Origin of the sequence: Burkholderia sp. MS455 (assembly GCF_016899445.1) — a bacterium.
In the GTDB taxonomy this organism is placed as follows: Bacteria; Pseudomonadota; Gammaproteobacteria; order Burkholderiales; family Burkholderiaceae; genus Burkholderia; species Burkholderia pyrrocinia_C.
In genome coordinates this window covers 2373836-2386639 of sequence record NZ_CP041779.1, presented here as the reverse complement: position 1 = coordinate 2386639, position 12804 = coordinate 2373836, and the positions used below count along the sequence as shown (strand labels likewise).

The window sequence follows — 12804 nt, the reverse complement described above, 5'->3', positions numbered from 1 at the left end:
ACAAAAGGCGACGGGCCGCGCAACGCGGCCCGTCATCGGCATGTCATCGCCCGGCTCGACGATGAGGCTGTCGCAACCGGTCGGGCACGCGCGCCGTCAGGCGCCGATCCACGGCAGTTTGCGGAAGCACCAGCCGTCGACCGTCTTGCGGTGGCCTTCGGCGTCCTTGGCACCCTCGAAGCCTTCGAGCAGGTCGAACGCCTTCGTGAAGCCGGCCTGCGACGACGCGACCGCGGCGAGCTTCGAGCGCGTGGCGCTGCGGCACAGGAACAGCACGGGCGTATCGGGCGCGATGGCCGCCTTCAGTTCGTTGACGAACTCGGCGTTCGGCACGCCGCCCGGGTAGCGCGTCCATTCGAGGTGCAGGTACTGGCCGTCGCCGACGAGCGGACGGCCGATCCAGTCGAGCTCGGCACGGGTGCGCACGTCGACGAGGCGCGCCGACGGGTCGAGCTGCAGCAGTTCGAATGCCTCGACCGGCAGCAGCGCGCCGGCGTAGTTGAGCGCGCCTTGTGCGCGGCGTTCGTCGGCCTTCGCGTAAAGCTGGTCGAGCGTACTCATGGTGGGAGTCTCCTGATCGGTCAAACGAACATTTTAGCGCGGCGACGCAGCCCGCACGGCCGTATGCGGTAAGGTGGACGCACCGCACACGTGTTCACCAAAAGAGTGCAGAATGGCGCGCATGCACCAGAATGATTCGGCGGGAGCGGCGCATCGCGGCGATTGCACCATCCGGGTGCTTCCGGTTGATGGCCGGTGCGGCGCCAGGCCCCGGAATCGCGCAGCGCAGCCCCGTCGCGGCGAGCGCCGGCGCGATTGGTGCCAGTCTTGCGCATGGGTGGCACGGAAGCTGCTTTATAGAATTCGGTCGAATCGGGGCGCGCTGCGCCAAAGCAAGACCCCGATCAGCTCGATAAACGAGGCGGTTCCCAGTCCGCCGGAATTGTTCAATCAGGAGAAGAGGTTATGAGTAAAACCGTCGCCGACGTCATGCAGCTCGTGAAGGACGAGGACGTCAAGTTTGTCGATTTCCGCTTCACGGATACGCGCGGCAAGGAACAGCACGTGTCGGTGCCGGTTTCGGCGTTTGACGAAGACAAGTTCGAAAGCGGTCATGCATTCGACGGTTCGTCGATCGCGGGCTGGAAGGGCATCGAGGCGTCGGACATGCTGCTCATGCCGGACCCGAGCGCCGCATTCGTCGACCCGTTCTATGAAGAGTCGACCCTCGTGCTGACCTGCGACGTGGTCGAGCCGGCCGACGGCAAGGGCTACGAGCGCGATCCGCGTTCGCTCGCGAAGCGCGGCGAAGCGTACCTGAAGAGCACGGGCATCGGCGACACGGCCTACTTCGGTCCGGAACCGGAATTCTTCATTTTCGACTCGGTCCAGTGGAACACGGACATGTCGGGCTGCTTCGTGAAGATCAACTCGGAAGAAGCGCCGTGGTCGTCGGGCAAGGAATTCGAAGGCGGCAACACGGGCCACCGTCCGGGCACGAAGGGCGGCTACTTCCCGGTCGCGCCGGTCGACACGTTCCAGGACATGCGTTCGGAAATGTGCCTGCTGCTCGAACAGCTCGGCATCCCGGTCGAAGTGCACCACCACGAAGTGGCGGGCCAGGGCCAGAACGAAATCGGCACGAAGTTCTCGACGCTCGTGCAGCGTGCGGACTGGACGCAATGGTCGAAGTACATCATCCATAACGTCGCGCACTCGTACGGCAAGACGGCGACGTTCATGCCGAAGCCGGTCGTCGGCGACAACGGTTCGGGCATGCACGTTCACCAGTCGATCTGGAAGGACGGCCAGAACCTGTTCGCGGGCAACGGCTACGCCGGCCTGTCGGAACTGGCGCTGTTCTACATCGGCGGCATCATCAAGCACGCCCGTGCGCTGAACGCGATCACGAACCCGACGACGAACTCGTACAAGCGTCTGGTCCCGCACTTCGAGGCACCGGTCAAGCTGGCCTACTCGGCACGCAACCGTTCGGCATCGATCCGCATTCCGCACGTGTCGAACCCGAAGGGCCGCCGCATCGAAACGCGCTTCCCGGATCCGATGGCGAACCCGTACCTGTGCTTCACGGCGCTGATGATGGCCGGCCTCGACGGGATCCAGAACAAGATCCATCCGGGCGAAGCAGCGGACAAGAACCTGTACGACCTGCCGCCGGAAGAGGATGCAAAGATCCCGACCGTCTGCGCGGGCCTCGACCAGGCACTCGAAGCGCTCGACAAGGACCGCGAGTTCCTGACGCGCGGCGGCGTGTTCACGGACGGCATGATCGATGCGTACCTCGCGCTGAAGGAGCAGGAGCTGGCGAAGTTCCGCATGACGACGCACCCGATCGAGTTCGAGATGTACTACTCGCTGTAATCGGCGATGGCGCTTCGATTCAGCGCCGTCACGCCGGTTCGTTCCCGTCGCGCAGCCTGCGGCGGGAACGGCGGAGTCTGAAAGGGGCGGCATCCAGCCGTCCCTTTTTTGTTCCGACGATTTTCATTTTCTGGCCCGTTGAGGCGCGACAAGCACGCAGATGGTTCTGAAGAATCTGATCAAGGCGAAGACGGGGCAGCCCGAGCGGCTGACGGACGACGAGCGGCTTGCGCGTTCGGGCCTGCTTGCGGGGCTGGAAGCGCTGCCGACGGTCGTGATCGTGCTCGACCGCAAGACGCTGCGGATTGCGTTCGCGAACCCGTCGGCGGAGGCGATGCTCGACATCTCGCGCAGGCAGCTCGCGCAGCGGCCGTGGGGCGAGATTTTTCCGAACGCGAACGAGCTCGCGTCGACGATCACCGCGATCGGCGAGGAGCGCTTTCACGCGACGCACCTCGATACCGTGCTCGACCGGCCCGGCCGCGAACCGCTGCACGTGCACGCGATCGTCGGCTTCCTCGAGACCGCGCCCGATTTCGTGCTCGTCGAGCTGTTCGAGAACGAGCGGCAGTCGCGCACCGATCGCGAGGAGCGCATTCACGACCTGACCGCGGTCAACAAGCAGTTGATCCGCAACCTCGCGCACGAGATCAAGAACCCGCTCGGCGGAATTCGCGGCGCAGCCCAGCTGCTCGAATTCGAGCTCGGCGAGCGCGAGCGCGGCGAGCTGCGCGAATACACGCAGGTGATCATCAAGGAGTCCGACCGCCTGCAGACGCTCGTCGACCGGTTGCTGGAGCCGCACCGGCATCCGCACATCGTCGGCGACGTGAACATTCATGAAGTGTGCGAACGCGTGCGCGCGGTGATGCTCGCGGAATTCCCGCGCGGGCTCACGATCGAGCGCGACTACGACGTGAGCGTGCCGGATCTGCGCGGCGACAAGGAGCAACTGATCCAGGCGCTGCTCAACATCGTGCGCAACGCCGCGCAGGCGCTGCGCGAACGGATCGCGCAGGGCGACGCGAAGATCGAGCTGCGCACCCGCATCGCGCGCAAGATCACGATCGCCAAGCGCCTGTACAAGCTGGCACTGGACTTGCACGTGATCGACAACGGGCCCGGCATTCCGGAAGAGATCCGCGACCGGATCTTCTACCCGCTCGTGTCCGGGCGCGACGACGGCAGCGGCCTCGGCCTCACGCTCGCGCAGACGTTCGTGCAGCAGCACGACGGGATGATCGAGGTCGAGAGCCGGCCCGGACGTACCGAATTTCAGATTCTGCTGCCGCTCGATCATTGAGCGGCGACAGCACGATTCACCGGATTCACCCATACCTGACCGACCTATGAAGCCGATCTGGATAGTAGACGACGACCAATCTATCCGCTGGGTGCTTGAAAAGGCACTCGCCCGGGACAGCTTCGCGACGAAGAGCTTCGCGAACGTGCGCGACGCGCTGGCCGCGCTCGACCACGAGACGCCGCAAGTGCTCGTGTCCGACATCCGGATGCCGGGCGGCTCGGGCCTCGAGCTGCTGCAGGCGATGCACGAGCGGCTGCCGGGCCTGCCCGTCATCATCATGACGGCGTTCTCCGATCTCGACAGTGCCGTCGCGGCGTTCCAGGGCGGCGCGTTCGAATATCTCGCGAAGCCGTTCGACGTCGACAAGGCGGTCGAGCTGATTCGCCGCGCGGTCGAGGAAAGCCTGCGCGGCGGCGCGCCGCAGGACGAGCGCGTCGCCGAGGCGCCCGAGATGCTCGGCCAGGCGCCCGCGATGCAGGACATGTTCCGCGCGATCGGCCGCCTGTCGCATTCGGCCGCGACCGTGCTGATCACCGGCGAGTCGGGCACCGGCAAGGAGCTCGTCGCGCGTGCGCTGCACCGTCACAGCCCGCGCGCGAACGGGCCGTTCATCGCGCTGAACACCGCGGCGATTCCGAAGGACCTGCTCGAATCCGAACTGTTCGGCCATGAGCGCGGCGCGTTCACCGGCGCGCAGACGACGCGGCAGGGCCGCTTCGAGCAGGCCGAGAACGGCACGCTGTTCCTCGACGAAATCGGCGACATGCCGTTCGACCTGCAGACGCGCCTGCTGCGCGTGCTGTCGGACGGGCAGTTCTATCGGGTCGGCGGGCACAATCCGCTGCGCGCGAACGTGCGCGTGATCGCCGCGACGCACCAGAATCTCGAATCGCGCGTGCGGCAGGGGCTGTTCCGCGAGGATCTTTACCACCGGCTCAACGTGATCCGGCTGCGCCTGCCGCCGCTGCGCGAACGCAGCGAGGACATCGCGCTGCTCACGCGCCACTTCCTGCAGAAGAGCGCGCGCGATCTCGGCGTCGAGCCGAAGCGCGTGTCCGACGATGCGCTCGCGTACCTGACGTCGCTGGCGTTTCCCGGCAACGTGCGGCAGCTCGAGAACCTCGCGAACTGGCTCACCGTGATGGCGCCCGCGCAGACGGTCGAGATCAAGGACCTGCCGCCCGACCTCGTGCCGGCCGGTGCTCCGGTCGTCGCGACGGGCGACGGCGCGGATGCGCGCGGCAGCGGCGGCGATGCCGCGCTCGCGCAACCGATGCTCGGTGCGGCGCCGGTGGTGTCCGCGCCTGTCGCGGCCGCGCCCAGCGGCGGCGCGCCGGCGGGCTATCCGGTGTGGGAGCATGGCCTGCGCACAGAAGTCGCGCGGCTGTTGCGCGAGAACTCGGCCGACGTGATGGACGAGCTCGCGCGCCGCTTCGAGGCGGCCGTGATCCGCGAGGCGCTCGACTTCACGCGCGGCCGCAAGGTCGAGGCCGCGGAGCGGCTCGGCATCGGCCGCAACACGATCACGCGCAAGATCCAGGAACTGCACCTGGAGCCCTGAGCACGATTCGCGGCATGCGCGGGCGTCGCGCATGCCGCGATCGGACATAATCGCGGTTTGTACGCAGTTTCCCAATCCGCCGATCCGCAATGTCCGATTCCTTCCGCTGGCCCGCCGGGGCCGACCCGTTCCGTTTCCTCGAAGCGCTCGACAGCAAGCGCGCCCGCACGTGGGTCGACGAGCAGAATGCGCGCACGCGCGCCGCGCTGCGCGACGACGACGCGTTTCGCGCGCTCACGGCGCGTCTCGCGAAAGCGTATCTGCCGCGCGAACGCCCGGTGATTCCGACCCGCTGGCGCGACTGGGCCTACGACCTGTGGCAGGACGATCTCCATCCGAAGGGGCTGTGGCGCCGCACGCGCTGGGACGACTGGCGCGCCGGCCGGCCGGCGTGGGAAACGCTGCTCGACGTCGACGCGCTCGGTGCCGAGGAGGGCGAGTCGTGGGTGTTCGAGCAGGACGCGATCCTGTATCCGGACGGCGATCGCGCGCTGCTGTCGCTGTCGCCGGGCGGCGCCGACGCGGTCGTCGTGCGCGAATTCGATCTCGTCGAGCGCCGTTTCGTCGACGGCGGTTTCACGATCGACGAGCCGGGGCATCACACGATCGGCTGGATCGACCGCGATACCGTCTACGTGAGCTGGGATCGCGGCGAAGCGCATGCGACCGCGGCCGGTTATCCGTATGAAGCGCGGCGTTGGGTGCGCGGCACGCCGCTTTCCGACGCGCCCGTCGTATTCCGCGGCGAACCCGACGATATCAGCGCGGGCGCGGGGTTCGATCCGATCGACAATCGCCACGTCGCGTGGCGCAGCGTCGATTTCTTCGATGCGCATGCGTACCGGCTGACGGACGCGGGCGAGTGGGCGCGCTACGACGTGCCGACGCATGTCGAGGTCGGGTTCTGGGAAGGCTGGCTCGTGCTGGAGCCGCGCCTTGACTGGGATTGCGGCGGCGTGCGCCATGTGGGCGGCTCGCTGCTCGCGATCCGCGAGCAGGCGTTCCTGGCCGGGTCGCGCGAGCTCACGACGCTGTTCGCGCCGCAACCGTCGACGTCCGCCTGCACGTGGACGCACACGCGCACGATGCTGATCGCGAGCTGGCTCGACGACGTGCACAACCGCACGATGCTGTGGCAGCCGCGGCAGGCCGACGACGGCACGTGGACGTGGGACGCGCGGCCGTTCGACTGGCCGGGCGACGCGCAGATCGACGTCGAGCCCGTCGAGTCGACGCTGAACGACGAGGTCTACGTGGACGTCGACACCTATCTCGATCCGCCCGAATGCTGGCTGGCCGATCTTGCCGATCGTGCGGCCGATGCGCCGTCGCGCCGCGTGCTGCTCGACCGGCCGCCGGTGCAGTTCGATGCGGCCGGGCTCGTCGTGCGTCGTGCAAGCGCGCGCTCGCGCGACGGCACGCTGGTGCCGTACACGCTGATCGGGCCGCGCGATGCGCTGGACGCACTCGATGCACCCGGCGGCGCCGCGCGCGTCGCGCGGCCGTGCCTGCTGTCGGGTTATGGCGGCTTCGCGATCCCGAACCTGCCGGGCTATAGCGATGCGTTCGGCATCGGGTGGCTCGAGCGCGGCGGCGTTTTGGCGTTCGCGCACATCCGCGGCGGCGGCGAGTTCGGGCCGCGCTGGCACGTCGACGCGCAGCGCGAACACCGGCAGCGTTCGTTCGACGACTTCATCGCGGTGGCCGAGGATCTGGCTGCCACCGGCGTGACGACCGCCGCGCAGCTCGGGATCGAGGGCGGCAGCAACGGCGGGCTGCTGGTCGCCGCGTGCATGGCGCAGCGGCCGGAGCTATTCGGCGCGGTGCTGTGTCGCGTGCCGCTGCTCGACATGCGCCGCTATCCGAAGCTGCACGCGGGCGCCGCGTGGCTCGACGAATACGGCGACCCGGACGATCCGCGCGAGGGCGCGGCGCTGGCCGCGTATTCGCCGTATCACCGCGTGCGCGAAGGTGTCGCGTATCCACCGCTGCTGTTGACGACGTCGACGCGCGACGATCGCGTGCATCCCGCGCATGCGCGCAAGATGGCCGCGCGCATGCATGCGCTCGGTCACGAACGGGTGTGGTACTGGGAGAACACCGACGGCGGCCACGGCAGCGCCGACGATCTGGAACGCGCCGAATCCGACGCGGCCGAATTCGGGTTCCTGTGGGCCCATCTCGGGCCGGCGCCCGCGCGGCGCTGAACGCGCGCGGGCTATTGCGCGATCAGCCGACGACCGCGACGACGGGCGTGTGGTCGGACGGCTGTTCCCACGTGCGCGGCGTGCGGTCGACCTCGCAGGACGTGCAGGTTGCGGCGAGCGCCGGCGACAGCAGGATGTGATCGATGCGCAGCCCTGCGTTGCGGCGGAACGCCATCATCCGGTAGTCCCACCACGTGAAGGTCTTCTCGGGCTGTTCGAAGCGGCGGAACGCATCGACGAAGCCGAGCTCGATCAGCTTCGCGAAGTGCGCGCGTTCCTGCGGCGACACGAGGTTCTGGCCTTCCCATTTCGCGGGATCGTGCACGTCGCGGTCTTCCGGCGCGATGTTGTAGTCGCCGAGCAGCGCGAGCTTCGGGTGGCGCTGCAGCTCGGTGCTCAGCCATGCGTGCAGCGCGTCGAGCCACTGCATCTTGTAGACGAACTTGTCGGAGTCGGGCGCCTGGCCGTTCGGAAAATAGGCGGACACGATGCGCACGCCGTCGATCGTCGCGGCGACCACGCGCTGCTGCGGATCGTCGAAGCCGGGGATGTTGCGCACGATGTCCGATTCGTCGACGGACAGCGTGTCGCGCGCGAGGATCGCGACGCCGTTGTAGGTCCTCTGGCCCGTGAACCAGCTGCGGTAGCCGATTGCTTCGAGATCGGCGCGCGGAAATTTCTCGTCCGGCAGCTTCAGTTCCTGCAGGCACAGCACGTCGGTGCCGCTTTGCGCGAGCCAGTCGAGCACGTGCTGCTTGCGGACGTTGAGCGAGTTGACGTTCCAGGTGGCGATTTTCATGAACGGGAATGGGCCTGCGGGGTGAATGCGAAGGCCGCCATCTTACCGCGAGCACGCGGCGCGAACGCGCGCGATGCGCGACGCGGCGAAGGTGTCGCGCATCGCTGGATCGGGGAGGGGAGAAGAAATTGTGACAAAAGTGTTGACGTAAGTACTCCCTCACCCTATAATTTATTTCTCTGACGCGGGGTGGAGCAGTCTGGCAGCTCGTCGGGCTCATAACCCGAAGGTCGTAGGTTCAAATCCTACCCCCGCAACCAAGCACACCAGACGATGTGCAGCGCAAGTGACCGATGCGCGCTTCGTCGACAGGAACCCGGCCTCGTGCCGGGTTTTTTGTTTTCCGCGCGCGCATCGTTGCGTGTCGCTATTGTGCAGCCCACTCGACGGCCGCCTTCGCATGCAGCGCGGTCGTGTCGAATACCGGCAGCGGCGAGTCGCCCGCGCCGATCAGCAGCGTGATTTCCGTACAGCCGAGGATCACGGCCTGCGCACCGCGCTTTGCCAGTCCTTCGATGATCGTCACGTACGTCGCACGCGATTCGGGCGAGATGATGCCGTGACACAGCTCGTCGTAGATGATCCGGTGCACGTCGTCGCGCCCGCGTTCGTCCGGCACGAGCACGTCCATCCCGAACTTCCCGCGCAGCCGTTCCGCATAGAACGGCAACTCCATCGTGTAGCGCGTGCCGAGCAGCGCGACGCGCTCGACGCCCGCGTCGCGCAGCGCGGCGCCTGTCGGATCGGCGATGTGCAGGAACGGCAGCGTCACCGCGGCTTCGATCGCGTCGTGCACGCGGTGCATCGTATTGGTCGTCAGCACGACGAGATCGGCGCCGGCCGCTTCGAGCTGCCGCGCGGCGTCGGCCATCCGTTCGCCGAGCGCGGCCCAGTCGTGCGTGCGCTGCAGCGCTTCGATCTCCGCGAAATCGACCGTCACCAGCACGCTCTTCGCGTTGTGGTGTCCGCCATGCAGCGTCTTCGAGTGCCGATTGATCATCCGGTAGTACTCGGCCGACGATTCCCAGCTCATTCCGCCGATCAGTCCGATCGTCTTCATCCGTCACCTTTGCGTTTCGTGTGTCGCGGCAGACGAGTATAGGCGCCGCTCCCCGCGCACGGCCGGTACGATCCGCGCAAAGCGGGCCGGTACGGCGCAGCCGGGCGCGGCTGCACGCGACAGTTGAAACCGGCACTGTGTTTTTGTACAGTATCGGCACCGTGAACCCGACCACCATTCCGCCTGCCGATCCGCACGCACCGCCGCCGGGCGACGCGCTGCCGCGCATGCGCAAGATCATTCACTGCGATTGCGACTGCTTTTACGCGTCGGTCGAGATGCGCGACGACCCGTCGCTGCGCAACCGGCCGCTCGCGGTCGGCGGCCGGCCCGACCAGCGCGGCGTGATCGCGACCTGCAACTACGAGGCGCGGCGCTACGGCGTGCATTCGGCGATGTCGTCGGCGCTGGCGATGCGCAAGTGTCCGGACCTGCTGATCCTGCCGTCAGCGATGGACAAGTACCGCGCGGCGTCGCGGCAGATCATGGCGATCTATCGCGACTACACGCCGGACGTCGAGCCGCTGTCGCTCGACGAGGCGTACCTCGACGTCAGCGGGTCCGAGCGGTGCCAGGGCAGCGCGACGCTGATCGCGCGGGAGATCCGCCAGCGCGTGCACGACACCGTCGGCGTGACCGTGTCGGCCGGCGTCGCGCCGAACAAGTTCATCGCGAAGATCGCGTCCGACTGGAACAAGCCCGACGGCCTGTTCGTCGTGCGGCCGCACGAGATCGACGCGTTCGTCGCGGCGCTGCCGGTGCGCAAGCTGCACGGCGTCGGCAAGGTGACGGCCACGCGGCTCGACCGCCTCGGCATCCAGACCTGCGCGCAATTGCGCGACTGGCCGCTGATCGACCTGCACCGCGAATTCGGCGCGTTCGGGCGGCGGCTGTACGAACTGTCGCGCGGGATCGACGAGCGGCCCGTGCAGGCCGACCAGGAGCGCAAATCGGTCAGCGTCGAGACGACTTACGTGACCGACCTGACGACGCTCGAGCAATGCGCGGAGGAAATCCGCCGCCTGGTCGTGCAGCTCGACGCGCGAATCGCGCGCGCGGGCGCCGCGAGGTCGATCCGCAAGCTGTACGTGAAGATCCGCTTCGCCGATTTCCAGCGCACGACGGTCGAGTGCGTGGCCGACGCGACGAATGCGGATACGGCCGTCACGCTGCTCGCGAAGGGGCTGCAGCGGCGCGCGCAGGCCGTGCGGCTGCTCGGCGTCGGCGTACGCATCGACGAGGACACGGCCGAGCGTCACGGGCAGTTCTCGCTGTTCGACGACGAATCGCCCGCACCATGAAAAAAGGCACCGCCGAAGCGGTGCCTTTCGATGCAGCCCGAAGGGCCGGGCGGCGCGGCGCGCTCAGTGCGCGGGCGCGGTCATCCCGTTGTGGCGCAGCAGCGCATCGATTTCCGGCTCGCGGCCGCGGAACGCCTTGAACGAATCCATCGCCGGACGGCTGCCGCCGACCTCGAGGATTTCGCGGCGATAGCGCGTGCCGGTCGCCGCGTCGAGCACGCTGCCGCTCGCGGCGGCCGCTTCCTCGAACGCCGCGTACGCGTCGGCCGACAGCACCTCGGCCCACTTGTAGCTGTAGTAGCCGGCCGCATAACCGCCCGCGAAGATATGGCTGAACGTGTTCGGCCAGCGCGAGAACGCCGCCTGCGGGATCACGTGATAGCGCTCGTTGATCTCGCGCGCGAACGCGGTCACGCCGGTCGAGCCAGCCGGGTCGAAGTCGACGTGCAGCAGCATGTCGAACATCGAGAACACGATCTGGCGCAGCGTGCCGAGCCCGCTCTGGAAATTCTTCGCGGCGATCATCTTGTCGAACAGTTCGCGCGGCAGCGTGGCGCCCGTGTCGACGTGCGACGACATCGACGACAGCACGTCCCATTCCCAGCAGAAGTTTTCCATGAACTGCGACGGCAGCTCGACCGCATCCCATTCGACGCCGTTGATGCCCGACACGCCGAGCTCGTCGACGCGCGTGAGCATGTGATGCAGCCCGTGGCCGAACTCATGGAACAGCGTGATGACTTCGTCGTGCGTGAAGCACGCGGGCTTGCCGCCGACCGGCGCCGAGAAGTTGCAGGTCAGGTACGCGACCGGCGTCTGCACGGTGCTGCCGCGCTTCGCACGCGAACGCGCGTCGTCCATCCATGCGCCGCCGCGCTTGCCTTCGCGCGCGTACAGGTCGAGATAGAACTGCGCGACGAGCGAGCCGTCGCGATTCTCGACGCGGAAAAAGCGCACGTCCTTGTGCCATACCGGCGCGTCGTCCGGCTTGATCCGCACGCCGAACAGCGTCTCGGTGACGGTGAACAGGCCCTTCAGCACGGCCGGCTCGGGGAAGTACTGCTTGACCTCGTTTTCCGAGAACGCGTAGCGCTGCTCGCGCAGCTTTTCGGCCGCGTACGCGACGTCCCACGGCGCGAGTTCGGCGAGGCCGAGTTCCTTCGCGGCGAATGCGCGCAGTTCGTCCCAGTCCTTGTCCGCGTGCGGGCGCGCGCGCGTCGCGAGATCCTCGAGGAAGGCGATCACCTGCTGCGGCGATTCGGCCATCTTCGGCGCGAGCGACACTTCGGCGAAGTTGCGGTAGCCGAGCATCTGCGCCTCTTCGCGGCGCAGCTTCAGCTCGTCGGCGACGATTGCCGTGTTGTCCCATTCGGCGTTGCCGCCGCCGTACTGCGGCCCGAGTTCCGATGCGCGCGTCGCATAGGCGCGGTAGAGCGTCTCACGCAGCGCGCGGTTGTCCGCGTACTGCAGCACCGGGAAGTACGACGGGAAGTGCAGCGTGAATTTCCAGCCGTCCTTGCCGTCCTTCTGCGCGGCTTCGCGGGCGGCCTCGATCGCGTCGCCGGGCAGGCCGGCCAGTTCGGCGTCGTCGTGCGCGAAGTACGCGTACGCGTTGGTCGCGTCGAGCACGTGGTCGGAGAACGCCTTCGACAGCGCGGCCTGCTGTTCCTGCAGTTCCGCGAAGCGCGGCTTCCGGTCTTCGGGCAGCTCGGCGCCCGACAGGCGGAAATCGCGCAGTGCATTGTCGAGGATCTTCTTGCGCTCGGCGGACAGCGTCGCGTATTCGGCACTCGCGGCGATTGCCTTGTATTTCTCGTACAGCGCGAGATTCTGGCCGACGCTCGACCAGAACTCGGTCACGCGCGGCAGGTTCTCGCCGTACGCGGCCCGCAGCTCGGGCGTGTCGGCGACCGCGTTCAGGTGACCGACGATGCCCCATGCGCGGCCGAGCGGCTCCGTCGCCTGCTCGACCGTCTCGACGACGGCGGCCCAGGTCGACGGCGTCGCGGGCGCGCTCGCGGCCTCGACTGCGCGGCTGGCTGCGTCGAGCAGCGTATCGAGCGCGGGCGTCACGTGTTCCGGACGGATTTCGCCGAAGCGGGGCAGGTCGGAGAAGTCGAGGAGCGGATTGGTATTGGCGCTGGCGGACATAAGACTCCCTGTCTGTTGCCGGATGAACCGGGATGAA

General features: G+C 67.6%; 9 protein-coding genes and 1 tRNA gene. 6 read left to right on the top strand and 4 right to left on the bottom strand.

Going from position 1 to position 12804, the window contains the following annotated elements; genetic code table 11:
* Positions 1–96 precede the first annotated feature (96 nt).
* The gene (locus tag FPJ27_RS30095; RefSeq protein ID WP_204423791.1) at positions 97–561 is read right to left on the bottom strand and encodes a rhodanese-like domain-containing protein; all 465 of its coding nucleotides are present in this window, start codon (positions 559–561) and stop codon (positions 97–99) included.
* A 405-nt stretch (positions 562–966) separates the two neighbouring features.
* On the opposite strand from FPJ27_RS30095, the gene glnA reads away from it, so the two are divergent.
* From glnA to FPJ27_RS30075, 4 genes are all read left to right on the top strand, one after another.
* On the top strand, positions 967–2382 hold the full coding sequence (glnA, locus tag FPJ27_RS30090; protein WP_034183538.1) for a type I glutamate--ammonia ligase: 1416 nt from the start codon (positions 967–969) through the stop codon (positions 2380–2382).
* Between the two features lie 160 nt (positions 2383–2542).
* On the top strand, positions 2543–3685 hold the full coding sequence (gene glnL / locus FPJ27_RS30085) for a nitrogen regulation protein NR(II) (protein ID WP_034183539.1): 1143 nt from the start codon (positions 2543–2545) through the stop codon (positions 3683–3685).
* A gap of 46 nt (positions 3686–3731) precedes the next feature.
* Entirely contained in the window at positions 3732–5249 is a 1518-nt protein-coding gene (gene ntrC / locus FPJ27_RS30080; protein WP_204423788.1) for a nitrogen regulation protein NR(I), read from the top strand.
* An 89-nt stretch (positions 5250–5338) separates the two neighbouring features.
* Positions 5339–7456: a prolyl oligopeptidase family serine peptidase gene (locus FPJ27_RS30075; protein ID WP_204423786.1), complete on the top strand. Its 2118-nt coding sequence runs from the start codon at positions 5339–5341 to the stop codon at positions 7454–7456.
* A gap of 22 nt (positions 7457–7478) precedes the next feature.
* On the opposite strand, the gene xth is transcribed toward FPJ27_RS30075, so the two are convergent.
* Positions 7479–8255, bottom strand: coding sequence for an exodeoxyribonuclease III (gene xth, locus FPJ27_RS30070; protein WP_072436986.1), 777 nt, complete (start codon positions 8253–8255; stop codon positions 7479–7481).
* A 183-nt stretch (positions 8256–8438) separates the two neighbouring features.
* On the opposite strand from xth, the gene FPJ27_RS30065 reads away from it, so the two are divergent.
* Positions 8439–8515: transfer RNA gene (locus FPJ27_RS30065), tRNA-Met, on the top strand.
* A 107-nt stretch (positions 8516–8622) separates the two neighbouring features.
* Here the strand turns inward: FPJ27_RS30065 and FPJ27_RS30060 are convergent.
* Entirely contained in the window at positions 8623–9315 is a 693-nt protein-coding gene (locus tag FPJ27_RS30060) for an aspartate/glutamate racemase family protein (RefSeq protein ID WP_204423784.1), read from the bottom strand.
* A 137-nt stretch (positions 9316–9452) separates the two neighbouring features.
* Here FPJ27_RS30060 and dinB point away from each other — a divergent pair, with 137 nt between their 5' ends.
* On the top strand, positions 9453–10616 hold the full coding sequence (gene dinB, locus FPJ27_RS30055; RefSeq protein WP_034183544.1) for a DNA polymerase IV: 1164 nt from the start codon (positions 9453–9455) through the stop codon (positions 10614–10616).
* Between the two features lie 63 nt (positions 10617–10679).
* Here dinB and FPJ27_RS30050 read toward each other — a convergent pair whose 3' ends face one another.
* Positions 10680–12767, bottom strand: coding sequence for a M3 family metallopeptidase (locus tag FPJ27_RS30050; RefSeq protein WP_204423780.1), 2088 nt, complete (start codon positions 12765–12767; stop codon positions 10680–10682).
* Positions 12768–12804: the final 37 nt, after the last annotated feature.

Bases quoted from the DNA above. Each gene is read 5' to 3' on its own strand.
- glnL (WP_034183539.1), top strand. From the start codon at position 2,543: ATGGTTCTGAAGAATCTGATCAAGGCGAAGACGGGGCAGCCCGAGCGG.
- ntrC (WP_204423788.1), top strand. From the start codon at position 3,732: ATGAAGCCGATCTGGATAGTAGACGACGACCAATCTATCCGCTGGGTG.
- xth (WP_072436986.1), bottom strand. From the start codon at position 8,255: ATGAAAATCGCCACCTGGAACGTCAACTCGCTCAACGTCCGCAAGCAG.
- FPJ27_RS30095 (WP_204423791.1), bottom strand. From the start codon at position 561: ATGAGTACGCTCGACCAGCTTTACGCGAAGGCCGACGAACGCCGCGCA.
- glnA (WP_034183538.1), top strand. From the start codon at position 967: ATGAGTAAAACCGTCGCCGACGTCATGCAGCTCGTGAAGGACGAGGAC.
- FPJ27_RS30075 (WP_204423786.1), top strand. From the start codon at position 5,339: ATGTCCGATTCCTTCCGCTGGCCCGCCGGGGCCGACCCGTTCCGTTTC.
- FPJ27_RS30060 (WP_204423784.1), bottom strand. From the start codon at position 9,315: ATGAAGACGATCGGACTGATCGGCGGAATGAGCTGGGAATCGTCGGCC.
- FPJ27_RS30050 (WP_204423780.1), bottom strand. From the start codon at position 12,767: ATGTCCGCCAGCGCCAATACCAATCCGCTCCTCGACTTCTCCGACCTG.